Source organism: Serratia sp. NFX21 (assembly GCF_048517035.1).
Lineage (GTDB): Bacteria > Pseudomonadota > Gammaproteobacteria > Enterobacterales > Enterobacteriaceae > Serratia > Serratia quinivorans.
Map to the genome: position 1 here is coordinate 4,155,415 of NZ_CP183196.1, position 23,133 is coordinate 4,178,547.

19 protein-coding genes and 6 tRNA genes are annotated in these 23,133 nt (G+C 56.6%); 13 read left to right on the top strand and 12 right to left on the bottom strand.

Translation table 11 applies throughout. The annotated features are described in order from the left end of the window. Nucleotides 1–266: 266 nt before the first annotated feature. Nucleotides 267–1,514 carry an ion channel protein gene (locus ACNT1W_RS19450; protein ID WP_012146121.1) on the top strand — a complete coding sequence of 416 codons (1,248 nt, stop codon included), beginning with the start codon at nt 267–269 and terminating at the stop codon, nt 1,512–1,514. Here the strand turns inward: ACNT1W_RS19450 and ACNT1W_RS19455 are convergent. Both ACNT1W_RS19455 and ACNT1W_RS19460 read right to left on the bottom strand, forming a co-directional pair. Beyond that, nucleotides 1,511–2,203: an aspartate/glutamate racemase family protein gene (locus ACNT1W_RS19455; protein ID WP_017893559.1), complete on the bottom strand. Its 693-nt coding sequence runs from the start codon at nt 2,201–2,203 to the stop codon at nt 1,511–1,513. The two genes, ACNT1W_RS19450 and ACNT1W_RS19455, sit on opposite strands and share 4 nt — an antisense overlap. A 66-nt stretch (nt 2,204–2,269) precedes the next feature. Next, the gene (locus tag ACNT1W_RS19460) at nt 2,270–2,722 is read right to left on the bottom strand and encodes a multidrug/biocide efflux PACE transporter (protein ID WP_012146123.1); all 453 of its coding nucleotides are present in this window, start codon (nt 2,720–2,722) and stop codon (nt 2,270–2,272) included. Between the two features lie 99 nt (nt 2,723–2,821). Here ACNT1W_RS19460 and ACNT1W_RS19465 point away from each other — a divergent pair, with 99 nt between their 5' ends. Then, on the top strand, nt 2,822–3,712 hold the full coding sequence (locus ACNT1W_RS19465; protein ID WP_012146124.1) for a LysR family transcriptional regulator: 891 nt from the start codon (nt 2,822–2,824) through the stop codon (nt 3,710–3,712). On the opposite strand, the gene ACNT1W_RS19470 is transcribed toward ACNT1W_RS19465, so the two are convergent. After that, entirely contained in the window at nt 3,688–5,349 is a 1,662-nt protein-coding gene (locus tag ACNT1W_RS19470) for an alpha-keto acid decarboxylase family protein (RefSeq protein WP_419246033.1), read from the bottom strand. The two genes, ACNT1W_RS19465 and ACNT1W_RS19470, sit on opposite strands and share 25 nt — an antisense overlap. A 248-nt stretch (nt 5,350–5,597) precedes the next feature. On the opposite strand from ACNT1W_RS19470, the gene mgrA reads away from it, so the two are divergent. Beyond that, nucleotides 5,598–6,587, top strand: coding sequence for an L-glyceraldehyde 3-phosphate reductase (gene mgrA / locus ACNT1W_RS19475; protein ID WP_012146126.1), 990 nt, complete (start codon nt 5,598–5,600; stop codon nt 6,585–6,587). Between the two features lie 230 nt (nt 6,588–6,817). Then, a complete protein-coding gene (locus ACNT1W_RS19480; protein ID WP_012146127.1) occupies nt 6,818–7,219 on the top strand; it encodes a DUF2502 domain-containing protein in 402 nt (133 codons plus the stop codon). Nucleotides 7,220–7,440: 221 nt separating this feature from the next. Here ACNT1W_RS19480 and ACNT1W_RS19485 read toward each other — a convergent pair whose 3' ends face one another. Continuing rightward, nucleotides 7,441–8,673 (bottom strand): Nramp family divalent metal transporter, encoded by a 1,233-nt coding sequence (locus tag ACNT1W_RS19485; protein WP_419246034.1) that lies wholly within the window; start codon nt 8,671–8,673, stop codon nt 7,441–7,443. Nucleotides 8,674–9,051: 378 nt separating this feature from the next. Between ACNT1W_RS19485 and ACNT1W_RS19490 the strand changes: the two genes are divergently transcribed. Then, nucleotides 9,052–10,239 (top strand): NupC/NupG family nucleoside CNT transporter, encoded by a 1,188-nt coding sequence (locus ACNT1W_RS19490; protein WP_012146129.1) that lies wholly within the window; start codon nt 9,052–9,054, stop codon nt 10,237–10,239. A gap of 144 nt (nt 10,240–10,383) precedes the next feature. On the opposite strand, the gene ACNT1W_RS19495 is transcribed toward ACNT1W_RS19490, so the two are convergent. From ACNT1W_RS19495 to gltX, 3 genes are all read right to left on the bottom strand, one after another. Beyond that, nucleotides 10,384–10,459: transfer RNA gene (locus ACNT1W_RS19495), tRNA-Ala, on the bottom strand. Nucleotides 10,460–10,519: 60 nt separating this feature from the next. Then, nucleotides 10,520–10,595, bottom strand: a tRNA-Ala gene (locus ACNT1W_RS19500). A gap of 260 nt (nt 10,596–10,855) precedes the next feature. After that, nucleotides 10,856–12,265, bottom strand: a complete 1,410-nt coding sequence (gene gltX / locus ACNT1W_RS19505) for a glutamate--tRNA ligase (RefSeq protein ID WP_017893563.1) — start codon at nt 12,263–12,265, stop codon at nt 10,856–10,858. A gap of 292 nt (nt 12,266–12,557) precedes the next feature. On the opposite strand from gltX, the gene ACNT1W_RS19510 reads away from it, so the two are divergent. The 4 genes from ACNT1W_RS19510 to ACNT1W_RS19525 all read left to right on the top strand — a co-directional run bounded on the left by ACNT1W_RS19510 (nt 12,558) and on the right by ACNT1W_RS19525 (nt 12,947). Next, nucleotides 12,558–12,633 (top strand) — tRNA-Val (locus ACNT1W_RS19510). Nucleotides 12,634–12,673: 40 nt separating this feature from the next. Further along, nucleotides 12,674–12,749, top strand: a tRNA-Val gene (locus tag ACNT1W_RS19515). Between the two features lie 39 nt (nt 12,750–12,788). After that, nucleotides 12,789–12,864: transfer RNA gene (locus ACNT1W_RS19520), tRNA-Val, on the top strand. Between the two features lie 7 nt (nt 12,865–12,871). After that, nucleotides 12,872–12,947: transfer RNA gene (locus tag ACNT1W_RS19525), tRNA-Lys, on the top strand. Nucleotides 12,948–13,214: 267 nt separating this feature from the next. Here the strand turns inward: ACNT1W_RS19525 and dhbA are convergent. The 4 genes from dhbA to ACNT1W_RS19545 are packed head-to-tail and all read right to left on the bottom strand — an operon-like array spanning nt 13,215 to nt 17,676. After that, the gene (dhbA, locus tag ACNT1W_RS19530) at nt 13,215–13,973 is read right to left on the bottom strand and encodes a 2,3-dihydro-2,3-dihydroxybenzoate dehydrogenase (protein ID WP_012146131.1); all 759 of its coding nucleotides are present in this window, start codon (nt 13,971–13,973) and stop codon (nt 13,215–13,217) included. Then, complete coding sequence (locus ACNT1W_RS19535) at nt 13,973–14,827, bottom strand: isochorismatase (RefSeq protein ID WP_012146132.1); 855 nt, start codon at nt 14,825–14,827, stop codon at nt 13,973–13,975. Before ACNT1W_RS19535 ends, dhbA begins: the two co-directional genes overlap by 1 nt. A 3-nt stretch (nt 14,828–14,830) precedes the next feature. Further along, complete coding sequence (locus tag ACNT1W_RS19540; RefSeq protein WP_419246035.1) at nt 14,831–16,459, bottom strand: (2,3-dihydroxybenzoyl)adenylate synthase; 1,629 nt, start codon at nt 16,457–16,459, stop codon at nt 14,831–14,833. A gap of 8 nt (nt 16,460–16,467) precedes the next feature. Further along, on the bottom strand, nt 16,468–17,676 hold the full coding sequence (locus ACNT1W_RS19545) for an isochorismate synthase (protein WP_419246036.1): 1,209 nt from the start codon (nt 17,674–17,676) through the stop codon (nt 16,468–16,470). Nucleotides 17,677–17,874: 198 nt separating this feature from the next. Between ACNT1W_RS19545 and fepB the strand changes: the two genes are divergently transcribed. Next, nucleotides 17,875–18,834, top strand: coding sequence for a Fe2+-enterobactin ABC transporter substrate-binding protein (gene fepB, locus ACNT1W_RS19550; RefSeq protein ID WP_261277617.1), 960 nt, complete (start codon nt 17,875–17,877; stop codon nt 18,832–18,834). Here fepB and entS read toward each other — a convergent pair. Next, entirely contained in the window at nt 18,821–20,089 is a 1,269-nt protein-coding gene (entS, locus tag ACNT1W_RS19555; protein ID WP_012146136.1) for an enterobactin transporter EntS, read from the bottom strand. The genes fepB and entS overlap by 14 nt on opposite strands. 135 nt (nt 20,090–20,224) lie before the next feature. On the opposite strand from entS, the gene fepD reads away from it, so the two are divergent. From fepD to ACNT1W_RS19570, 3 genes are read left to right on the top strand one after another with little or no spacing between them, the layout of a single operon-like run. Then, a complete protein-coding gene (gene fepD, locus ACNT1W_RS19560; protein WP_012146137.1) occupies nt 20,225–21,298 on the top strand; it encodes a Fe(3+)-siderophore ABC transporter permease in 1,074 nt (357 codons plus the stop codon). Further along, a complete protein-coding gene (fepG, locus tag ACNT1W_RS19565) occupies nt 21,298–22,323 on the top strand; it encodes an iron-enterobactin ABC transporter permease (RefSeq protein WP_419246037.1) in 1,026 nt (341 codons plus the stop codon). Before fepD ends, fepG begins: the two co-directional genes overlap by 1 nt. Next, nucleotides 22,320–23,123, top strand: coding sequence for an ATP-binding cassette domain-containing protein (locus ACNT1W_RS19570; RefSeq protein ID WP_017893568.1), 804 nt, complete (start codon nt 22,320–22,322; stop codon nt 23,121–23,123). Before fepG ends, ACNT1W_RS19570 begins: the two co-directional genes overlap by 4 nt. The last annotated feature ends 10 nt before the right edge of the window (nt 23,124–23,133 follow it).

Sequence of the window (23,133 nt, forward strand, 5' to 3'; positions counted from 1 at the left end):
CCGCTGCGCGGCCATCCATTAGCGATCCGGATCACAAAAAACGTTTCAGCCAACCCTTTTCAGCCCCATCTGAAACAAATTGCGGCAAAAAACGCGCCATAGTCGCTGTTAACCGTCATGACAGAAAGGCACTATTAACCGGCCGCGGCCTTCACGCCCGGCCGGAAATAACATTGCGTGCCAGAGTGCCGATTGTCTGGCAAGCTGTGGCCATAACCATCACCCGTTCGGCCTGCCATCCAGCGCCATTGAAAAGGGATCCCTGCATGCTGCACCCGCGCGCCAATGCCATGTTGGCTTTCGCTCTGCCCGCTCTCGTTATCGGTTCGGCCTCAAGCCTGGTGCTCATTCTGGTGATGAAGTTCGCCGATGCGCTGCAGCGGTTGCTGTGGGTGAATATTCCTGCGGCTATGAATATCGATACTCATTCGCCCTGGTGGCTGATCGGCATTCTGACGCTGACCGGCGTCGCCGTTGGGCTGATAATCCGCTATATGCCTGGCCATGCAGGGCCTGATCCGGCCACTGAATCTTTGATCGGGATGCCGCTGCCGCTTTCGGCGCTGCCCGGTCTTACGCTGGCACTGATCGTTGGCCTGGTGGGTGGCGTCAGTCTGGGGCCGGAAAACCCGATCACCGCCATCAATATTGCGCTGGTGGTGGCAATAGGTTCGCGCCTGCTACCGAAAGTCCCCCGCATGGACTGGATTATTCTGGCCGCGGCCGGCACCATCGGCGCACTGTTCGGTACCCCGGTTGCCGCTGCGCTGATTTTTTCGCAAACGCTGGCAGGCAATAATGACGTGCCGCTGTGGGATCGGCTATTTGCCCCGTTAATGGCGGCAGCGGCCGGTGCGGTCACTACACAGTTATTTTTCACGCCGAACTTTGCCCTGCAGCTTGATCCCTACACCGTCACCCGACTGACGGATATTTTCAGTGGTTCCATCGTCGCCCTGATCGCCATCGCACTGGGCATGGTGGCGCTATGGAGCTTCCCACACGCCCACCGTCTGTTCCACTCGATAAAAAATCCGGTGCTGATGCTGGGATTGGGCGGTTTTGTGCTTGGGTTGCTGGCGTTAATCGGTGGCGACATCACCCTGTTTAAAGGGCTCGATGAAATGAAGCGGCTGGCGATCGGAGAGAATTATTCTGTCACGGAGCTACTGCTGATTACACTGAGCAAATTGGCGGCTCTGGTGATTGCTGCCGCCAGCGGCTTTCGTGGTGGACGTATCTTCCCGGCGGTGTTTGTCGGGGTAGCGCTGGGCCTGATGCTGCATCAGCATGTTCCGGCGGTACCGGCGGCGATTACCGTTTCCTGCGCCATTATGGGGTTGGTATTGGTGGTCACGCGTGACGGCTGGCTCAGCCTGTTTATGGCCGTTGCCGTGGTGCCGGAACTGCACCTGTTGCCCATACTCTGTGTGGTGATGTTGCCCGCCTGGCTGGTGCTGGCGGGCAAACCGCTGATGCTGGTGGGCAAGCGCCACTCTGCGCAGGACGATTAAGCGAGCGCGAATTCCGCTGCGGCGCGCGCATGGATGGCGGTGGTGTCGAAGACCGGCACTGACGCATCCTGCGCGCTGACCAGCAGGCCAATCTCGGTGCAGCCAAAAATGATGCCTTGCGCCCCCTGCTGTTCCAGGTCGCCGATAATGCGGCGGTACTCATCGCGCGACGCATCACGGATTTTCCCCAGGCACAGCTCTTCATAAATGATACGGTGCACAATGTCGCGATCGGCCGCCACCGGGGTCACCACTTCGATGCCGTATTTTTCCTGCAAGCGTCCACGGTAAAACTCCTGCTCCATGGTAAAACGCGTGCCGAGTAGCCCGACGCGGCGAATGTCCTGTTGGCGCACCTGCAATGCCGTGGCGTCGGCGATATGAATCAACGGCAAGCCGCTGGCCTGTTCAACCGCATCCGCCACCTTGTGCATGGTGTTGGTACAAATGACGATGGCCTGCGCACCGGCGGCACGCAGCGAGGCCGCAGCGGCAGCCAATAAACGCCCCGCGCCGTCCCAGTCGCCCTGATGCTGCAGGCGTTCAACCTCGTGAAAATCGACGCTGTAGAGCACAATTTTCGCCGAATGCAGGCCACCGAGGCGCTCTTTCACCTGTTCATTGATCATGCGGTAATAAGGTATGGTTGATTCCCAACTCATGCCGCCCAGCAGGCCCAACACTTTCATCGTTTGCTCCTCCGTCATTGCTGCAATGATCCGACATTACCTGAGAATCGCAGTGATGACGACGCCTTATTTAGCCGAGGAATTGACCGGCTGGCGCGCCTCGAACCAGCGCTGACGCAGGGTATCGTACGCCCAGTTATAGAACATGGTGTACGGCAGGAAGAACAGGAAGAAACCAAGTTCCAGCATAAACGCCTGCACAAAAGAGATGCTCAGCATCCAGGCGGCAATCGGTACGCCGATCAACACAAACCCGGCCTCAAAACCCAGGGCATGAAACACCCGTACCTTAAGATTACGCACCACGCGGCCCACTGGCCACAGGCGGTCAAAAACGGTGTTATAAACCATGTTCCATACCATGGCGACGGTGGACAACATCACCGCCAACGCACCGACCTGTACCATCGAACGGTTTAGCAACCACGCGCCCAGCGGGGCGCAGATCATCACTGCGATGGCTTCAAAACCGACGGCGTGGACGATACGTTCAATGAAAGACTTGTTTTGCAGTTGCATACATCACCTGTTTTTTTACTGTTATTGCTAAAGTCAGGTGATTATCATCGATTTTTTGGGTAGATTAAAAATAGGTTCCATCGATAAAGTAGATACATCATGCGCTATTCACCCGAAGCCCTGCAGGCGTTTGTTGAAGCCGCCGCCCTCGGCTCGTTCTCTGCCGCCGCACGCAAATTGCGCAAAAGCCAGTCCACCATCAGTACGGCGATCGCCAACCTGGAGGCCGATCTCGGGCTGCTCCTGTTCGATCGCCAGGCGCGCCAGCCGGTGTTGACCGCCGCCGGCCATAAGGTGCTGGGCCATGTGCAGGAGATCCTTGCCGCCAGCGAACGGCTGGACGCACTAAGCATTCGGCTGGCGGACAATATCGAGCCGCGCCTCAGCCTGGTGTTCTCCGATACCTATCAGCCGAAACACCATGATCGACTGATGCAACTTTTCGAACAGCGCTATCAGGATATCGAACTGGAGTGGATGATCGCCGAAGACGGCGACGTGCTTGACCTGTTGCAAAGCGGCCGCGCGCATCTCGGCATGGTGGAGGTTCAGGCCAGTTACCCGCCGGACATCGGGTTTGCGCGGCTGCCGGAACAAACGGAAATGGGGCTGTTCGTCACCCACTCGCACCCGCTGGCGCAAACGGCCTCCCCCACGCCCGAACAACTGTCCAGCACGCGCCAACTCATCCTCAATACCTATAGCGGCGCTGAAGCCGCCCGCTCCGGCGGTCTGGTGTGGTCAGCTCCCAGCTACCTGCTATTGCTGGAAATGGCGGAACAAGGGTTTGGCTGGGCCGTACTGCCGAACTGGTTGGTAAAACAATACGGCCATGACAAGTTGACCGAGCTCAAACCCCGCGGCTGGCCGAAGCTGATTTCAGTGGATGCGGTATGGTCGAAACTGACCCCGCCGGGGCCGGCGGGGTATTGGTTGCTGGAACGCTTGCTGGAGAACGCGGCGGATCAGGCGGCCGCGTTACGCGAGTGAATGGCGCGTGAAACGCTATCGAGCAGTTCGGGAATATCCATCTTCGGCAGCATCACTTCCACAAAGGCCAGTTGTGGGCTGTCGCCAACTTCTTTCAGCGCCTGGCGCAACTGCTGCGGATCGGCGACCCGCAGCGTTTTCACCTGATGCTCGCCCGCCAGCGCCTGCGGTAACTGCGTCCAGTTCCACTGGGCGATGTCGTTGTAACGCTGTTGCGGGCCGTGAATGGCACGTTCAACGGTATACCCCTCATTATTGAGCAGGAAGATCACCGGCTTTTGTCCATCACGCAGCATCGAACCCAGTTCCTGCGCCGTGAGCTGAGCCGAACCATCGCCGATCAACAATACCACCCGCCGATCCGGCTCCGCCGTTTGTGCACCGAACGCCGCCGGCAGGGTGTAACCGATAGAACCCCACAGCGACTGGACTATAAACCGGCAGCCTTGCGGCAGGCCAAGAGCCGCAGCACCAAAGCAGGCGGTGCCCTGTTCGGCGATCAAAATATCGCCCGGGCGCAGAAAGTCCTGTATCTGTTGCCAAAAGCCGTGCTGATCCAGGCCGCTGCCGTTCGGATCGGGCAACGTCGGGCGTTTAATGGCCGGTACTGGCCATTGTTTTGCCAACGATAGCGTCAACTGGTGCAGTGCTATTACCGCATCACGCAGCGGGATGTGGCTAAATACCTGTTGCCCTACCCGTGCTTCAAACGGCTGAAGATCAATGCATTTTTCCGCAGGCAGATGGTGGCTGAAACCGGCGGTAATGGTATCGGTAAAGCGCACGCCGACGTTAATCACCACATCGGCCCCTTCAATCAGTTGCTTCACCTGTGGATCGCTGGCGGCACCGGCGTAAGTGCCGGTAAAACAGGCATGGGTTTCATCCAATACACTCTTGCCCAGCAGCATGGTTGAATGCGGTATCTCAACCTCATTCATCCACTGTTCCAGCACTTTTTCCGCCCCAAAACGTTCCGCCAAAAAATCCGCCAGGAGGGAAACCCGCCTGGCCGGTAACAGCATTTGCCGCGCGGAGGCGATAAAAGCTTGCAGCGACGCCTGGGAAAGATGCGCCTGCCGTAACACCAGCGGCGCAGGCCGGGATGCCAACGGTGCTTCCGCCACCTCACTGGGTAACACTATATAGACCGGGCGGTGCTCAAACAGCGCGATGGTCAGCAGGCGGTCGATTTCCGCCTCGGCGTTGTCGGGGGTTAGGCTGGCCTGCGCGACGGTTACCTCTTTCGCCATACGGGCAAAGTGGCCAAAGTCACCGTCCCCCAGCGAATGGTGCAGCAAATCACCGGCCTGCTGCGCGCGTAACGTTGGCGCACCCACCACGTGGATCACCGGCAGATATTCGGCGTAGCTGCCGGCAATACCGTTGAGCGCGCTCAGTTCACCCACGCCAAAGGTGGTCAATAAAGCGGCGGCCGGTTTACAGCGTGCGTAACCATCTGCGGCATAGGCGGCATTGAGTTCATTAGCGCAGCCTACCCAGGTAATTTGCGGATGACTGATGACATGATCGAGAAACTGCAGGTTGTAGTCACCCGGCACGCCAAAGAAATGTCGGATGCCGATCTGAGCCAAACGATCGAGTAGGTAATCAGCCACTCTATAGGTCGTATTCATGATCATCACCTGCCAACACTTGAGATTGTCAGTATTAAGTATCGAAGATGTGGTATGAATTTCGAGCTTTGCGTATAAAAAACGACTGGCAACCCAGCGTTACATCTACGCCCTATTGGCAGGCATGGGGAATACCTCACCCGCCGTATTTGTCCCGTTATGGCGATTAAGCGTGATCGGGGACTCTGACAACCCTTGTGAAAACGCATACACTAAAATTCATTTCACCTCTGCTGAAAAGGGTTCCTATGCTCTACCAGGCTGATTCTTCACGTTACCAAAATATGGAATATCGCCGCTGCGGCCGTAGCGGCCTGAAACTGCCAGCCATTTCACTCGGCCTATGGCATAACTTTGGCGACACCACGCTGTATGACAATGCGCGTAAACTGATCCACTGCGCGTTCGACCGTGGGATCACTCATTTTGACTTGGCCAACAACTATGGCCCGCCCCCCGGTTCCGCCGAGGAAAACTTCGGCCGTATTCTCAGCGCGGACCTGAAGCCCTGGCGCGATGAGCTGATCATCGCCTCAAAAGCCGGTTACACCATGTGGCCAGGCCCTTATGGCGACTGGGGATCGAAAAAATATCTGGTTGCCAGCCTGGATCAAAGCCTGCAGCGCATGGGGCTGGAGTACGTGGATATCTTCTACCACCATCGCCCGGATCCGGATACGCCGCTGGAAGAAACCATGGCAACGCTGGATTTGCTGGTGCGTCAGGGCAAGGCGCTGTACGTCGGGCTGTCCAACTACCCGGCCGACCGCGCGCGCCAGGCGTTTGCTATTCTGCAAAAACTTGGCACGCCGTGCGTGATCCATCAGCCGAAATACTCAATGTTCGAACGTTGGGTTGAGCCAGAATTACTGGACACGCTGGAAGAACACGGCGTGGGTTCCATCGCCTTCTCACCGCTGGCCGGTGGCCTGCTGACCGATCGCTATCTGCAGGGGATCCCGCAAGATTCACGCGCCGCCAGCAGCAGCCAATTCCTGCAACCCGGCCAACTCACCGACGATAAGTTGGATAAGGTGCGTCGGCTCGATGCGCTGGCGCAACAGCGCGGGCAGAAGCTGTCGCAAATGGCATTGGCCTGGGTATTACGTGGCGACCGCGTCACTTCGGTACTGATCGGTGCCAGCAAGACCGGCCAGATTGAAGATGCCGTCGGCATGTTGGCTAATCGCAGCTTCAGCGATGACGAAATAACTCAGATCGAACAAATACTAATGTAATCGCTTACAATTCTCGCCGGTTTCCCCACCGGCGATACCCTATTTCGGCCAGACAAATCTTAAATCACTCGCCTCCGATCGCTTTTCAGATTCTCTCTAAGATTCAACCCTATCCGCAAAGGCTAAGATGCCGCTATTGCAGGTAAAACTATAAGGCCATTTTATAAACTGATGAACGCGCTTCATTACTTATAAAAAGGGCCGGGCCGCTGCGGCGGAAAGGAGAATTCATGTTTAAACCTCTGTTATTGGCCGCCCTGTTGGTGGCGTCGACACTGCCAGCCATGCAGCAAGCCCAGGCTGACGGCCTCAGTATCGATCTGATGCCAGGCGTTTCATTACGCATCGGCGAACAAGACAACCGCGGCCGTTACTGGGACGGTTATGACTGGCGTGACCGTGACTGGTGGCAGGGCCATCAGGGGCGCTACCTGGGTGACCGCAACCGCCGGGGCTACAACTGGGACGGTTATCGCTGGCGCGACAACGACTACTGGCGCAAAAATTATTACTATCATGAAGGCCGCTATCGCAAATACGATAAGCACTACTACAAGCATCATGAAAAGCACCACTGGAAGAAAAAACATCATGATGACCGTGATCATCGTCACCATGATCACGACGACTGACAGGCATCATGCCGTAATGCCTGCCAGCTAAGGTGAAATTGTTCCCTCTCCTTTGGGAGAGGGTTAGGGTGAGGGGATACATACTTACGCGAAAGCCCCTCACCCCGGCCCTCTCCCTCTGGAGAGGGGGACTATCGCTTTAGCAAAGTCGTACATTATTATTCAGAACTTTGCTTAGCTGACCGGCATTAGGCACTGCCGGCCTTTCATTTAATAGGCGCTCACAGCAGGCTACTGACCAGGAGATAACTGTTCAACCCCACCACTACCACCACGATCAACTTACCTATCGTCTGTATGGTGCGGCTGTTCACCATCTCGCCCATCAACTCACGATTCCCGGTGAACGACAGCAACGGCACCAATGCCAGTGCAATACCGAAACTCAGCAATACCTGGCTCAGTACCAGAATGCGCGTGGCGTCCATCCCCAACATAATGACGATAAACGATGGCAGCATGGTGACCACACGGCGCACCCACAGCGGAATGTAAAAACGCACAAACCCCTGCATCACCACCTGCCCCGCCAGCGTGCCCACCACGGTAGAAGATAACCCGGCGGCCACCAGGCTCAGCCCGAAGATCGTGGCCGCCGCCTGCCCCAACAAGGGCTGTAGCGTCAGATAGGCCTGGTCGAGATCGGTAATACCGCTGTGACCATTAAAGTGAAAGGCCGCGGCGGCGGTAGCCATCATCGCCAGGTTAACAAACCCGGCAATGGTCATGGCAATGGCCACATCGACCTTGGTGGCAGCATACCTGTCGGCCTTTGAGTTTTCCCCTGCTGCCTGAGTTAACGACGAATGCAGATAAATCACGTGCGGCATAATAGTGGCACCAAGCACCCCGGCGGCCAGAAACACCGCATCACCGTTCGGCAAATCCGGCAGCGCCATGCCCGTTAACAGCGGGCCTAACTGCGGTTGGGAAAACACCAGTTCCACCATATAAGCCAAAGCGACAAACAGCAGCAGGCTGCCAATCACCCATTCCAAAGATTTTTGCCCACGTTGTTGCAACATCAGGATCAGGAAAGTCGCGATGCCGGTCAGGATCGCTCCCTCCAGCAAAGTCACGCCCAACAGCAGTTTGAAACCTATAGCCGCGCCGATAAATTCGGCCAGATCTGTGGCCATGGCAATAATTTCTGCCTGAACCCAATAAGCCCACACCGCCGGACGCGGGAAACGATCGCGAATATGCTCCGCCAGGTTTTTACCCGTGGCAATGCCCAGTTTGGCGGACAACAGTTGGATCAGCATCGCCATTACATTGGCCCACACCACCACCCACAACAGGGTATAACCAAAAGAGGCACCGGACTGGATATTGGTAGCGAAATTACCGGGGTCAATGTAGCCGATAGCCGCGATAAATGCGGGGCCCATCAGGGAAAGTTTGATCTTCCTGGATGAGCGCGGGGTGGTCTCAACCACGCGACTGTTCAGCATGTTCTGAACCCTTACTTCTAATAAGCCTGGGGTTATCTTATGTAAATGATAATAATTATCAAGTGCATTTGTGGCGGTAATACTTATCTCTGCAATAGATAAAAACCACGGATTTAACGAAAGGTTTAGCAGGTAGATGAACATTTTCCGCACTCTTCCGGGCCAGATTCAGAGCACAATCCGTCTTATAATCAAATTAGTGGAGGAATAGGAATTTCATATGACTTCATTAAGCTATTGATTTTTTATGCTTTACCGTAATAATTTAAGACGTTTCCCAGTATGAATTTCCATATTTGCAATAGACCTCTCGTTTTTAAACGTGGCGTTACATAAAATGACATCCGAAATTCAGCCTGCCTCAAGTTTGGAGCAAACATGTCCCATATTGCGCACTTCGCGTTAGCGTTGGTGGTGGTCACGATCCTGGCACTTTTAGTATGCCGCGATCGTAAAAGCATCCGCATTCGCTACGTTATTCAACTGTTGGTTATTGAAGTACTGCTGGCCTATTTTTTCCTGCATTCGGAAGCGGGTTTAGGCTTTGTAAAAGGATTCGCAGCGCTGTTTGACAAGCTGCTCGGGTTTGCTGGGCAAGGGACTGAGTTTGTATTCGGCGGTATGGGCGACAAAGGTTTGGCCTTCTTCTTCCTGAAGGTACTGTGCCCGATCGTCTTCATCTCCGCGCTGATCGGTATTCTGCAATACATTAAAGTACTGCCGTTTGTCATCCGCATCATTGGTACCGTGCTGTCAAAAGTTAACGGTATGGGCAAGCTGGAATCGTTCAACGCCGTCAGCTCGCTGATCCTGGGCCAGTCTGAAAACTTCATTGCCTATAAAGATATTCTGGGCAAGATGTCTGAAAAGCGCATGTACACCATGGCGGCGACCGCGATGTCTACGGTTTCCATGTCCATCGTCGGCGCTTACATGACCATGCTGGACGCCAAATTTGTGGTCGCGGCACTGGTACTGAACATGTTCAGCACCTTTATCGTGCTGTCATTGGTCAACCCGTATGACACCAGTAAAGAAGAAGAACTGCACCTGGGCAATCTGCACGAAGGCCAGAGCTTCTTCGAAATGCTGGGCGAATACATTCTGGCTGGTTTTAAAGTAGCTATTATCGTTGCTGCGATGCTGATCGGCTTTATCGCCCTGATCGCCGCGCTCAACGGCCTGTTCAGCGCCATCTTCGGCCTGAGCTTCCAGGAAATTCTGGGCTACTTCTTCTATCCATTCGCCTGGATTATGGGTATTCCTAAGCACGAAGCGTTGCAGGTGGGTAGCATCATGGCAACCAAACTGGTATCCAACGAATTCGTGGCGATGATGGAACTGCAGAAAATCTCTGCTGAACTCTCTCCTCGCAGCATGGGTATTCTGTCGGTGTTCCTGGTTTCCTTCGCCAACTTCTCTTCCATCGGCATCGTTGCCGGTGCGATTAAAGGGCTGAACGAGCATCAGGGCAACGTGGTTTCTCGCTTTGGTCTGAAGCTGGTTTACGGTTCAACGCTGGTCAGCATCCTGTCTGCGTCCATCGCAGGCCTGGTTCTGGGCTAAGCCGAAACGTCAGTAAGATATCAGTAAGATAAAGGTCGCTTCGGCGGCCTTTTTTAATGCCAGCAATTCGGTGCATGGGAAAGGGAAGGCAGTAAGGAAAGACAGAAAGCAAAAAGCCGACCCTAAGGTCGGCTTTTTAAATGGTGGTGGAGCTAGACGGGATCGAACCGTCGACCTCTTGCATGCCATGCAAGCGCTCTCCCAGCTGAGCTATAGCCCCACAAAAGTGGTACGCTTTAACCGGCGTTACGGTATTCCCCAACCCTTCTGAGATAAAGGTTGGTGGAGCTAGACGGGATCGAACCGTCGACCTCTTGCATGCCATGCAAGCGCTCTCCCAGCTGAGCTATAGCCCCAATCCACAATCACAAAATCCTGTGAACGGGGCGCATAATATGAAACCCACTCTAAGCTGTCAACGGCTAAATTGCATTCCTGCTTCAAGCGCTGAAAAAGCCGCCAAATCAGCGCGTTTGCTGCTAAAAATTGAGCATTATGACCCAAATCATGACCCTGCCGCGGCGTACCAGGAATTCGCCATCAAGTAGCAGATACAAAAAAGCCCCGGGATTGCTCCACGGGGCTTTGTCATTAACTGGCAGGGAAACGCTCAGCCTTAAGCTTCACGCCCGGCAATATAAGCCAGCGCCAGGTCGATACGCTGCAGAGAACGGCTCTGACCGATGGCATGAACGGTGACATCCATACCCGGTGACTGACCGGCACCGGTAACCGCCACGCGCAGCGGCATACCTACCTTGCCCATACCTACGCCCAGCTCATCTGCCGTGCCCTGAATGGCGTCATGCACGTTTTCCGGCGTCCAGGCAGTGATAGCGGCCAGCTTGGCGCGCACCGCTTCCAGTGGCTGACGAGCGACCGGACGCAGGTGTTTCTTGGCAGCGTCAGCGTCGAACTCGCTGAAGTCTTCGTAGAAGTAACGGCAAGACTCGGCCATTTCCTTGAGCGTTTTGCAGCGCTCGCCCAGCAGCTTAACGATATCTTTCAGCTCAGGGCCATTGCGGGTCTCGATACCCAGTTGCTCAACATGCCACGCCAGGTGCACTGCCACTTCTTCAGCCGGCATATGGTTAATGTAATGGTGGTTCAGCCACTGCAACTTCTCGGTATTGAAGGCACTGGCGGATTTGTTGATCGCTTCCAGGGTAAAGAACTCTTTCATCTCATCAATAGAGAAGATTTCCTGGTCACCATGAGACCAGCCCAAACGCACCAGATAGTTCAGCAGCGCCTGCGGCAGGTAGCCGTCGTCACGGTACTGCATCACCCCTACCGCACCGTGGCGTTTCGACAGTTTTTTACCGTCGTCACCAAGGATCATCGAAACGTGCGCGTATTCCGGCACCGGCGCACCCAGCGCTTTCAGGATGTTGATCTGGCGCGGGGTGTTGTTGATGTGGTCTTCGCCGCGGATCACGTGGCTGATTTCCATATCCCAGTCATCTACCACTACGCAGAAGTTATAGGTTGGTGAACCGTCGGTGCGGCGGATGATCAGGTCATCCAGCTCCTGGTTGCTAAATTCGATCGGGCCGCGGATCTTGTCGTCGAAAATCACCGAGCCTTCCTGCGGGTTACGGAAACGCACCACGTGTGGCTCGTCATCGGTATGGCTGCACTGGCTGTCGCGGCAGTGGCCGTCGTAACGCGGTTTTTCGCCGTTTTCCATCTGCTTTTCACGCAGCGCTTCCAGACGTTCCTTCGAGCAATAGCATTTATAGGCGGTATCCTGCACCAGCATGTCGTCAATCACCGCGTTATAGCGGTCAAAACGTTTGGTCTGGAAGTACGGGCCTTCATTCCAATCCAGGTTTAACCAGTTCATGCCATCCATAATTGCGTCGATCGCGTCCTGGGTTGAGCGTTCCAGATCGGTATCTTCGATACGCAGAACGAACTCACCGCCCGCATGGCGGCTGAACAACCAGGAGTAAAGCGCAGTACGGGCGCCACCGACGTGAAGATAGCCGGTTGGGCTCGGTGCAAAACGGGTTTTGATTTTCATTGGTTTCACTGCCTTATTACGCAACGCGTGTCGGCGGTTGCCGACGATTGCTCGGAATTTAAAAAAGTGGGCAACATTGTACCACCACGCGCTAATTCCTCAACGCTGACACGATATTGCCAAGGCTGATTTCATCATCTCTGCGGCGCTTTACGCATAACAATGTGCAAAGATTCGACATTGCAGGCGATAAATATCGCATCCTGTTTAAATTTGCGGCGAACGATTGAAATCATTTTAAAAACCGTTGACTCACTTTCAACTATCCCTATAATGCGACTCCAACAAGACGGGGCGATTAGCTCAGTTGGTAGAGCATCTCCTTTACACGGAGGGGGTCGGCGGTTCGAGCCCGTCATCGCCCACCATCTTGTTGAGTAGTAAAGCAGTAAGAAATGAGAAGAATGAGGGTGATTAGCTCAGTTGGTAGAGCATCTCCTTTACACGGAGGGGGTCGGCGGTTCGAGCCCGTCATCACCCACCACTCATTCTCTTGTTTGGCAGTACCCGGAAGTTCTGAAGTGGGTGATTAGCTCAGTTGGTAGAGCATCTCCTTTACACGGAGGGGGTCGGCGGTTCGAGCCCGTCATCACCCACCACTTCTGCGGGTCGTTAGCTCAGTTGGTAGAGCAGTTGACTTTTAATCAATTGGTCGCAGGTTCGAATCCCGCACGACCCACCACTACAGAAAAAAGCGCCTTTTGGCGCTTTTTTCGCATCTGACGTCCGGAAGCGCTCAAAACTTCAGTAATCCTCCCAGTATCTCCATACAACTAACAATACTCGTTATTAGGGAGAGCGTGCCGAAGGGGTCGTAGCGGCTTGCCCGCCGGAGCGCCCCTCGGTGCGCTAGGCCCGAGTATCTCGGGATTAAAGACAACTATTTCACTACAAAATAAAGGCGCTGCTTGCAGCGCCTTACGGCTATCGCGAAGATAGAACCTGATTATCAGGCCGCCAGCGTCGCCCCGCCGTCAATCACAATATCCTGCATGGTGATATGGCTGGCGCGATCGGAAGCCAGGAACAAAATGGCATCGGCGATTTCCTGCGGCTGAGCAATTTTACCCAGCGGAATGCCCAATTTGAACTGTTCCGGGAAACCGTTAATAGTGTTCTGCTCACCGGTTTCATCCTGCCACATGCCGCGCTGCATTGGCGTATTGGTCGATCCTGGCGAAACCAGGTTGCAACGTACGCCATAAGGGGCCATCTCCAGCCCTACGGTGTTGCACAGGCTGCGTAATGCCGCCTTGGAAGCACAATAGGCCGCCATACCGACGCGCGGCACATGCGCGGCGTTAGATGCCACGCTGACAATCGCACCGCGTCGTTGGCGACGGAATACCGGCAAAGCGTGGCGGAACATATTAAATGCCCCACCGGCATTGACGGCCAGGCAAGCCAGCCAATCTGCGGTGCTGGTTTCATCCGCCAGCCCCATACGCAGAATACCGGCGCCGTTGACCAGCACGTCCAACGCCCCCTGCTCCGCCAGCAAACGTCCGCAAACCCGATCTACCGCATCACTGTCGGCAATATCCAGCACTTCGGTGCGGAATGCGTATTCCGGCTCGCCAAAATGTTTATCAAAGCCAATCACTTCGGCACCGGCCTGCACAAACGCCAATGCCGTTGCCAGACCAATCCCGGCCCCAGCACCAGTGACCCAGACTCGCTTACCGGCGAAATCGCCCCGTTGTTCCATCAGGCTTTTCCCTCCGACAGCAACGTCCACCAACCATCGATGGTCGGGTTCTTGGCCAGTGCGATAAAATCAATATCGCCACGAATTTTACGCCAACGTGCCGCCAACTCCATGATGCGCACTGAATCCAGACCGTAGTCGATCAGGTTTTCATCGTCGCCCATATCCTCACTGTCTTCATCGAGGAAAGGCATGATTTGCTGGCGTAAGGCAGCCTTGCTGGCAATACCCGGCAACAGTTCGGCAGTCGTCACCACGCGGCCACAACGGCCGGCGGTATAACGCAGCGCCATCAGATGCTCTTCGCGGGAGAAATCGGCCAGGCCGTCAGCCACCATAAACGGCTGAATATTGCGCATGAAGGCGTCGATCGCCGTAGTCATACAGCCGATATGGGCGTAGACACCACAGATGATCAACTGATCGCGCCCCGACTCCTGCAGAATTTCCTGCAGCGGTGAGCGGTGGAAGGCACTGTAGCGCCACTTCACCAACACCGTATCGTCTTCTTCCGGGGCCAGAGCGGCGACCACCGCCTGCTGTTCCGGGTGCTTATTCAGGCCCGGCCCCCACATGTCATTGAGTAATGCACGGTCTTCATCGCTCTGCTGATTTGGCTGCGCGGTGTAAAACACCGGGATCCCCTGTGATTTGCAGTAACGACGCAGGTTGGCAATATTCTCCACCACCTGCTTGATCAACGGGCTGTCTTCACCCCAGAAATTCAGGAAATACTGCTGCATATCATGGATCAACAGTGCAGCGCGCTGCGGTTCCACCGTCCAGCTCACTTTGTTGGTCGGCAGTTCAGCCTGAGTCGGCAACGCGTAATCATTCAGTTTTGGAATGGCCATGACTTATTCTCCCTGGACCAGAGTCAGTTGTTGCGCCTCCAGGCGTTGGCGCAACAGTTTTTTATCCACTTTGCCAACCGGGGTGAGCGGCAGCGTATCAACCTGTATAAAACGGTCGGGTAATTTAAATTCGGCCACGCCCTCGCCGCGTAAATGGCGGCGCAACACTACCGGCTTCAACGCGCTGGTCGCGATGATATAGGCGCAGCTTTTTTCACCCATCAGTTCGTCCGGCATCGACACCAACGCCGCATTGATCACTTCCGGATGGCGCAATAACAGGTTTTCGATTTCTTCCGCAGCGATCTTTTCCCCACCACGGTTAATCTGATCTTTTTGTCGCCCTTCAACTTTCACATAGCCATCTTCGGTCAGGCTGATCAAATCGCCGGAACAGTAGAAACCGTCCTTATCAAAGGCGGCGGCGTTGTGCTCCGGACTTTGGTAATAGCCGCGGAAGGTATAAGGGCCACGGGTCATCAGACGCCCGGTTTCCCCCACCGGCAGCGGGTTGCCATCTTCGTCAGCCACCCACAGCTCGTCATCCGGCGACATCGGGCAGCCCTGAGTGGTCAGAATATGCTGGTCGTCATCGTCCAGACGGGTGTAGTTCACCAGGCCTTCCGCCATGCCGAACACCTGCTGCAACTGGCAGCCGATCTCGGCCGGAATACGTGCCGCCAGGGTTTCGCCCAGCTTGGCGCCGCCCACCTGCAACAGCTTAAGGCTGGCCAGTTGCTGGCAACCGCCCCACTCTTCAATCGCCTGCAGCCACAGCGTCACCGCCGGTGGCACCAGCGCCGTCACGTTAATCTGATGCTGCTCGATCAAACGGAAACATTGTCCGGCATCCGGGTCGCTGGCAAACACCACCAGCCCGGCGCCATAAAACACGCCCAGGATGCCCGGAGAACTCATCGGATAGTTATGGGCCACCGGCAGCGCGCACAGGTAGCGGGTATCGACGTCGAAATGGCAAATTTCCACGCTGCGGCGAATGCTGTAGTAGTAATCGTTGTGAGTCCGCGGGATCAGCTTTGGCGTTCCGGTGCTGCCACCGGAAAGCTGGAAAAACGCCACCTGGTCGGCCGGGCTTGGCGTCGCAACAAAACCACTGCTGTCCTCTTCCAGCCAGGCCGCCAGCGACTGCTCGCCCCCGTCCTGATTGCGCAATGCCACCACGCGCAATGAAGGATGCTCGGCGCGAAACGCCGTCAGAAATTCGTCGTTGCCAAACAGGCCATGCTGACGGTCGGCAATCAGCAATGCTGGTTTGATCTGTACGGCGTAGGCGTTCAGCTCGTTGCGTTGATGGCTGAACAGCGCGTTCACCGGCACTACGCCAATTTTCAACAACGCGAAAAAGGTCACATAGAACTCGACCACGTTGCCCAACTGCACCAGAGCAGTATCTCCGCTCTGAATGCCGCGGCGCTGCAGGGCGGCAGCCAACCGATCGGAGAGCTGATTAAGCCGGCGGTAACTCAGGCTGCGCTCCGGGTCGATCAGCGCGATAGCGTCATTTTTGGCCTGGCGAGTGATGATGTCGGTCAGGGGCCGGTCGGTCCAATAGCCGCGTTCGCGATAGCGATGGGCTAACGCCTCAGGCCAGGGGGTAAAAGCAATGGTCATCAGAATGTCTATCCTTGGTTCAGGCCAAACGCCCGCGAAATGGTACTGAGTTTGGTGCCGGTTTCATGCCATTCGGATTCCGGCGAAGAGTCTTGCACAATGCCGGCACCGGCAAACAGTCGCACCTGATTGCCCTGCACCGTGCCGCAGCGGATGGTCACTACCCACTCACCGTTGCCTTCGGCGTCACACCAGCCGACGATGCCGCCAAACAGGCCGCGATCGAACGGCTCCAACTGCTTAATCACCTGATGCGCCAGCGCGGTTGGGGTACCGCACAGCGCCGGTGTTGGGTGCAGCAGGCAGGCCAGCGACAGCGCATTTTCAGCGCGGTTGGCGGCTTCACCGTCGATAGGCGTGGACAGGTGCCACAGCGTGGTGGTGCTCAATAATTCAGGAACGGTGGGAATATTCAGATAGCGACAGCGCTCGGCTAACACCTGCCGCATGCCTTCGGTGACAAACTGGTGCTCATAGCGATCTTTTTCGGACACCAACAGCTGCTGGCTGACTTCCAGATCCCGCTGCGGATCGGCATCACGGCGAGCAGAACCGGCCAGCGGATTGGAGTAGAACTGCGCGCCGGATTTACGTAGCAGCAATTCCGGGCTGGCCCCCAGCAATGCCCCCTGTTCCAGCGGGACATGGAAGTGGAAACCATGAGGATTCTGGGCGATGATCCGCGCCATCAACGCCTGGCGGTCTACCGGCTCACGCGTTTCAATCTCCAGCAGGCGCGACAACACCACTTTATCCAACTGGTCGCCGCGGGTCGCTTCCACCGCATCCGCCACCATTTGCATAAAGGGTTGTTGGGCAGGCACTTCATTTTGGCGGATAATTTCCGGCAACGCGTCCTGCGGGGAAGTTACGCCGGCCAGAAAGGCATCGCGCTCAAACCATTGGGTTTGCTGGGGAATAAACAGCGCTGAGGGCTGATGAGTATCAAACGGGATCGCGCCGCACAGAACCGGGTTTTTAACCCCCGCCAGTTTCGCTTCGGCAAAAGCATGTTGTACCGCCTGCTGGAACTCACCGTTAAGCTGGTCCCCGTTATGGGCCGGCATCGTGATTTTGGCAAAGCAGCCTTGGGTGCTCAGGCTACGGAAAGGAGAGGTAAAGAAAAAGCCGGAGGTCGGCGACACATTTGCAGCAGCTTGTTCGCTATCCTTGCTTTGCGGCTTCTTCTGCCCGGTACTGTTTAGTGTAACGCTCATCGGTGCTCCCTTTCGTATCATGAACAATAACCTGTATAATAATGATTATCATTTGTATTGAATCGCGTTAAATTACCCTCGTGAATATGCTATGTCAATAAATGTAAACAGTTCTTCCATTCATAATCGTGATATAAAACCAGCAGTTTTAATTATATAAATGATAAGTATTACTATTTAACTTCTAAGGAATGCTTTATGAAGAAGAACCCCGTCTTCAGCCTGATGCTGTTTGGGCTGATGCTGATTGGCACGGCCCATGCCGCAGACGCCGGTTGGCCGCGTAAAATCGAAACCTCACACGGCGTCGTAACCCTCACGCAAGCCCCTGCCCGCATCGTTTCTACCAGCGTTACCGTTACCGGAACCCTGCTGGCGATTGATGCCCCGGTGATCGCCAGTGGCGCAACTACCCCCAACAACCGGGTGGCAGACTCACAAGGGTTCTTCCATCAATGGAGCGCTGTCGCGACGCAGCGCGGCGTTAAACGCCTGTATATCGGCGAGCCCAACGCAGAAACCATTGCCGGTGAGGCGCCCGATCTGATTATCATCTCGGCGACCGGTGCCGATTCCGCTCTGCGTCTGTACGATCAGCTCTCCGCCATTGCCCCGGTGCTGGTGGTCAATTACGACGACAAAAGCTGGCAGGCACTGGCACTCGAACTGGGCCAGGCCACCGGCCACGAAGCCCAGGCGCAGAAAGTCGTCAGTGATTTCGACGCACGTGAACAATCGCTGAAGCAGCGTATGAAACTTCCGGAACAACCGATTTCCGCCCTGGTCTTCAACGCCGATGGCAAATCCGCCAACCTGTGGACCGCCGCATCCTCCCAGGGGCAAATGCTCAAACAGTTGGGTTTTACACTGGCGACGTTACCGGCCAAGCTGAACAACAGCCGCAGCATGGGGATGCGTAAGGACATTATTCAACTGGCTGGAGAGAACCTGGCGGAAGGGCTGAACGGCCAGACGCTAATGCTGTTCGCCAACAATGACAGCGACGTCGAGCGGCTGATGGCCAATCCTTTTCTGGCGGACCTGCCGGCGGTGCAGCACAAGCGGGTTTACGCATTGGGCAGCGACACCTTCCGACTCGATTACTACAGCGCCAGCAACCTGCTGACGCTGTTGGAAAAGCAGTTTACTTCTCAGTAGATCCCGCGGCGGGCTGGAGATCGCTTTCTTGCCCGCCACTGCCCACCTGACGCAAACCGCGCATCGCAAATGCCAGCACTACACCGAGTAGCGCCACGCCAAAACCAAAGCTGGTGGAGGTCATCGCCGGCAGCATAAACGCCCCCATCGCCCCCAGCAGCAGCGCGCCCAGTGCATCACCCACCACGTTTTGCGCCGTCCACAGACCATTGATACGGCCGAGGAACGCATCCGGCGTCAGGTTCTGGATCAATCCATACTGCAGCAGTGAGTTCAGCGCGCTCAGGTAGCCGAAAACCACCAGGAAAAACAGCGCCAGGCCGTACCACGGCATCAGACCGAACAGGCCGATAGCGACGAAAGCGCCAATCGCCGTCATCAGCATCATCCAGCCCGGACGCGCGACATGAGCCACCCGGCCGCTGGTAAAGGCACCGATGGCTGCTCCCAGTGGCACCGCGGAATACATAAAGCCCAGTTGAGCCGCACTGACCTGCCACATACCGGACATGGCCGGATACAGCACCCGCACCGCACTGGCCATGGTCAACAGCGCGCCGATCAGCGCCACCATGCCAATCACCCGGTTGCGAAACAGGAAACCAAAGCCACCGGCCAGCGCACGTAGCGGGTGCTCACGCGGCTGCGGCGGCGGCAGCAACTGTGGCAGACGCAGTAACGGGATCAGCGTCAGCAAGGTGCCAAATGCGGCCAGACCGTAGTTCCATGCCACACCCGCGTTGGCAATCACCAACCCGCCGATCGCCGGAGAGAGGATCGAACCAAAGCGCACCGTCAGCATGCTGATGGCCCCGGCCTGCACAATATTTTCACGCCCCACCAACGCCGGTGTCGCCGCCAGCAGTGCCGTGACGCCAACCGCACCGAAAAAGCCGTCCCAGACTGCCAGCAGGTAAATCAGCGTTAATGAAGGCGTAGGCAGTGCGGCGTTCAGGCACAGGCCGACAAAGCCAATGCCGCAGGTGGAGCGGGCAAACAATATCAGGCGACGGCGTTCATAGCGGTCGGCCAGCACGCCCCCCATCAGCAAACCGGCAAACATGCCGCTACCCGCCAGCGTTACGGATAGCCCGACCAGCAACGTCGACCCGGTCAAGGCCTGGATCTGCACCGGGATCGCAATGGCCATCAACCCCAGCGCTAAAATGGAAATAAAGCGCGCGCAAAAAACGGCACGAAAAGCGCCATTGGTCTTAAGCAGGCCAAAATCAAGCAAAATAGAGGGCTTACTCATGAGCTTTCTCACCAAAACTAAAGAAAAAGGGGCAGCGTCTGGGCTGCAATAGCGAAGGGACTCATGGTACCATAGATGAAAGCAATCAATAATGATAATAAAACTCATTTATATTCAATTGAATAATGGATTGGTATGTTACGGATTACACGCCCAGGCACACAGCCCGTCCCCGCTCCCCAAGAGCGTCTTATTGGCGGCACTTCCCGTTCATTTCGTCGCAGGCTTTTTGGCCTGCTGATTGCCGTTGGTGCGCTGCTGATCGTTATGCTGCTCAGCCTGTCACTCGGCGCTAAATCTATTCCCTTCGACACGGTGATCCAGGCGCTGAAAGGCCAGTGCAGCGGTGCTGACTGCACCATCATCACCAACGCCCGGCTGCCGCGTACGCTGGTTGGCATTCTGGCTGGCATCGCGCTGGGCCTGTCCGGCGTGCTGATGCAAACCCTCACCCGCAACCCGCTGGCCGATCCGGGTATTCTCGGGGTTAACGCCGGTGCAGGCTTTGCCGTGGTGCTGGGGATCACTTTCTTTGGTGCCGTCGACGTCAGCCAATATCTGTGGTTCGCCTTTGCCGGTGCGATGTTCGCCGCACTGCTGGTCGCGCTGATTGGCGCTCTGGGTGGCAGCAGCCTCAACCCGGTGCGTCTGACGCTGGCCGGTGTCGCGCTGGCGGCGGTGCTGGAAGGCATGACCTCTGGGATTTCCCTGTTGAATCCACTGGTTTTCGACCAGCTCCGTTTTTGGCAGGCCGGTTCGCTGGATATTCAAAATATGCAGGTGGTGCGCACCGTCGCCCTGCCGATCCTGTTGGGCACGCTGATTACGCTGTGGATGAGCAAGTCGCTGAACAGCCTGAGCATGGGTAATGAATTGGCTACCGCGCTGGGTACCGGCATTGTTCGTACTCAGTTGCTGGGCCTGCTGGCGATTACTCTGCTGTGCGGCGGGGCTACCGCGGCCGTCGGCCCGATAGCCTTTGTCGGCCTGATGATGCCGCACATCGCCCGGCGGCTGGGCGGTTCCGAACTGCATTGGATGCTGCCATGGACGCTGGTACTGACCCCTATCCTGCTGTTGAGCGCCGATTTGATCGGCCGCTTCCTGGTGGCCGGTGAACTGCGTGTGTCCATCGTCACCGCCCTGATTGGCGCCCCACTGCTGATCATGCTGGTGCGACAACGTCATATGTTCAGGAGGCAGCGCTAATGTCGACGTCCGCGGCCCGTCTGATGACCATTCACAAAATGCGCGCCCTGTCGCGCCCGACGCTAACCGCCCTGCTGCTGCTGTTGGCTGCTTTGGCACTGGCGATTTACGCTCTGGCTTCAGGTGCCTTGTCACTGACGGCTACCCAGGTGATCGACGCCTTGCGCGGCGAAGGCCCGGCCAATCTGGCGGTGATCGTCACCCAGTGGCGTTTGCCACGCGTGGTGATGGCGCTGTTACTGGGGGCAGCACTGGGCCTCAGCGGGGCCATTTTCCAGTCGATACTGCGCAACCCGCTCGGCAGCCCGGACGTGATTGGCTTTAATACCGGTGCCTACAGCGGCGTGCTGGTGGCCATAGTGCTGTTTAACGGTGGCGTTATCGGCATTACCGCCGGGGCGCTGGCCGGCGGCCTGTTAACCGCCGCGCTGATTTATCTGCTGGCATGGCGCAACGGCGTCGAGTCATTCCGTTTGATTATCGTCGGCATCGCCGTGCGCGCCCTGCTGGTGGCCGGCAATACCTGGCTTATTATCAGCGCCTCGCTGGAGTCGGCCATGACCGCCGGGTTGTGGAGCGCCGGTTCACTTAATGGCATCAACTGGGCGAAAAGCCTGCCGGTATTGGCAGTGATTGCGCTGTGCTGTCTGCTGTTACTGACCCTGACCCGCCGCATGCGCCTGCTGGAGATGGGGGATGATACCGCCTGCGCGCTGGGCGTCCCGGTTGAACGTTCGCGCGTCATGCTGCTGTTGATCGGCGTAACGCTAACGGCAGCAGCCACCGCCGTCGCCGGGCCAATCTCCTTTATTGCGCTGGTGGCCCCGCAGATTGCGCGACGCCTGTGTGCCAACCGCAGCGTGCTGCTGCTGACGGCCCTGATCGGTGCCCTGCTGTTGCTGCTCGCCGATGTCGCTGCGCAGCGCCTGTTTATGCCTTATCAGTTGCCGGTCGGAGTGTTGACCGTCAGCCTGGGCGGCATTTATCTGATTTGGCTATTAATCCGTGAGTCACGTAAAAAATGAATGCTGAACCCCTGCAGTCCGCGCCGTTGCGCGCCGAACACCTGACGCTGGGCTACGACAAAAAGATTGTCGCCAGCGACCTTTCCGTCGCTATCCCGCACGGCGAACTGACGGTGATTATCGGGCCGAACGCCTGCGGCAAATCGACCCTGCTGCGCACCCTCAGCCGCCTGATGCAGCCGCAGGCCGGGGCTGTCTGGCTGAACGGCAAACACATCAGCGAATACGCCACCAAAGAGGTGGCGCGCCAGTTGGGACTGCTGCCGCAAAGCTCCACCGCACCGGGTGATATCACCGTGTTTGATCTGGTGGCGCGCGGTCGCTATCCGCATCAGCGCCTGTTCAGTCGTTGGAGCGAAGCGGATCAGCAGGCTGTGGACCAGGCGATGCGCTCCACCGGCGTATTCGAACTGGCCGAACAGCCGGTCGATACCCTCTCCGGTGGGCAAAGGCAACGAGTGTGGATTGCGATGGTGCTGGCGCAGCAAACGCCGCTGCTGCTGCTGGATGAGCCAACCACCTGGCTGGACATCAGCCATCAGATCGATCTACTGGAGCTGATGCGTCAGCTAAACCGTGAAAACGGCCATACGCTGGTGGTGGTGCTGCACGACCTCAACCATGCCTGTCGTTACGCCACGCATCTGATTGCCATGCGCGACGGTAAGGTGGTGGCCGAAGGGGCGCCGAAGGATATTGTGACCGCGGAACTGATCGAAGAGGTGTACGGCCTGCGCTGCATGATCATTGACGATCCGGTCTCGCATACGCCGTTGGTGGTACCACTGGGTAAGTCATAAATATTGTAGG

Bases quoted from the DNA above. Each gene is read 5' to 3' on its own strand.
- ACNT1W_RS19545 (WP_419246036.1), bottom strand. From the start codon at position 17,676: ATGAGCGTTACACTAAACAGTACCGGGCAGAAGAAGCCGCAAAGCAAG.
- ACNT1W_RS19465 (WP_012146124.1), top strand. From the start codon at position 2,822: ATGCGCTATTCACCCGAAGCCCTGCAGGCGTTTGTTGAAGCCGCCGCC.
- gltX (WP_017893563.1), bottom strand. From the start codon at position 12,265: ATGAAAATCAAAACCCGTTTTGCACCGAGCCCAACCGGCTATCTTCAC.
- entS (WP_012146136.1), bottom strand. From the start codon at position 20,089: ATGAGTAAGCCCTCTATTTTGCTTGATTTTGGCCTGCTTAAGACCAAT.
- ACNT1W_RS19490 (WP_012146129.1), top strand. From the start codon at position 9,052: ATGTCCCATATTGCGCACTTCGCGTTAGCGTTGGTGGTGGTCACGATC.
- fepG (WP_419246037.1), top strand. From the start codon at position 21,298: ATGTCGACGTCCGCGGCCCGTCTGATGACCATTCACAAAATGCGCGCC.
- dhbA (WP_012146131.1), bottom strand. From the start codon at position 13,973: ATGGAACAACGGGGCGATTTCGCCGGTAAGCGAGTCTGGGTCACTGGT.
- ACNT1W_RS19450 (WP_012146121.1), top strand. From the start codon at position 267: ATGCTGCACCCGCGCGCCAATGCCATGTTGGCTTTCGCTCTGCCCGCT.
- ACNT1W_RS19570 (WP_017893568.1), top strand. From the start codon at position 22,320: ATGAATGCTGAACCCCTGCAGTCCGCGCCGTTGCGCGCCGAACACCTG.
- mgrA (WP_012146126.1), top strand. From the start codon at position 5,598: ATGCTCTACCAGGCTGATTCTTCACGTTACCAAAATATGGAATATCGC.
- ACNT1W_RS19480 (WP_012146127.1), top strand. From the start codon at position 6,818: ATGTTTAAACCTCTGTTATTGGCCGCCCTGTTGGTGGCGTCGACACTG.
- ACNT1W_RS19460 (WP_012146123.1), bottom strand. From the start codon at position 2,722: ATGCAACTGCAAAACAAGTCTTTCATTGAACGTATCGTCCACGCCGTC.
- ACNT1W_RS19540 (WP_419246035.1), bottom strand. From the start codon at position 16,459: ATGACCATTGCTTTTACCCCCTGGCCTGAGGCGTTAGCCCATCGCTAT.
- ACNT1W_RS19485 (WP_419246034.1), bottom strand. From the start codon at position 8,673: ATGCTGAACAGTCGCGTGGTTGAGACCACCCCGCGCTCATCCAGGAAG.
- ACNT1W_RS19535 (WP_012146132.1), bottom strand. From the start codon at position 14,827: ATGGCCATTCCAAAACTGAATGATTACGCGTTGCCGACTCAGGCTGAA.
- ACNT1W_RS19455 (WP_017893559.1), bottom strand. From the start codon at position 2,203: ATGAAAGTGTTGGGCCTGCTGGGCGGCATGAGTTGGGAATCAACCATA.
- fepB (WP_261277617.1), top strand. From the start codon at position 17,875: ATGAAGAAGAACCCCGTCTTCAGCCTGATGCTGTTTGGGCTGATGCTG.
- ACNT1W_RS19470 (WP_419246033.1), bottom strand. From the start codon at position 5,349: ATGAATACGACCTATAGAGTGGCTGATTACCTACTCGATCGTTTGGCT.
- fepD (WP_012146137.1), top strand. From the start codon at position 20,225: ATGTTACGGATTACACGCCCAGGCACACAGCCCGTCCCCGCTCCCCAA.